1 protein-coding gene is annotated in these 758 nt (G+C 46.7%); it reads right to left on the minus strand.

Going from position 1 to position 758, the window contains the following annotated elements; genetic code table 11:
• Positions 1-758 (minus strand): DUF1983 domain-containing protein (locus tag FDX11_RS25025; protein ID WP_137398706.1); only part of this gene is annotated, 758 nt, incomplete at both ends.

Raw genomic sequence — 758 nt, forward strand, 5'->3', positions numbered from 1 at the left:
CCACCGGAGAAATTCCCCGAGGAACGCCCTACCATTATTGTGGGGCTATAAAGTGAATGCTGGTAACTGCCAGTCGCCTCTTCCCGGAGTGTGATTGATACGATATCCGCCGTCGTAACAATGGAGTGCGTAACAACGAACGGGACGGTGCTGCCGCTACTCGAACCACCGCTTGATGTTGAAAACGTGTATCTTTTTTCGTTTCCGTTAATGCTGATAATAATCGTTGCCGAAGTTGCTGTTGATGTAAGACTCCTCACCTGGCATCCAACCTGGAACAATATTGTTTTTTGTAGCCCTAAACTGGAACTGTCTTTATATGTGAACGTTTTGGTGTTAATTGGCGCGGTCAATCCGGGATAATCGTTATATGTGTATAGGGCAACAATATCGCCCACAAATTTCCGGGCTGATACGGTGCCAGAGAATTCCCCATCTTCAGCATGAATATCGCCAGTGAACGATCCGCCGGTTGCATATACAGTTCCGCGTACGGTGACATCGTTAAATTCAGCCTGACCAGTTTTATCAATATTCCAGCCGGTCAATCCTGCCTGGTAATTATTCGAGCGTATGTAATTACCAATTTTTGTATTGGTAATACTGCCATCCTGAATAAACGCATCGCTGATAAACACCTGACCATTAACAACTGCAAACGGCGAATATTGCGTATCACTACTGCCACTCATCAGGACGAACTGATTGGCGTTAAATCCGACACGAGTGACTACCGGCTTACCCGCTTCGGCCAGCAC

This window comes from Citrobacter sp. wls714 (assembly GCF_005281025.1).
GTDB classification, from domain to species: domain Bacteria; phylum Pseudomonadota; class Gammaproteobacteria; order Enterobacterales; family Enterobacteriaceae; genus Citrobacter; species Citrobacter werkmanii.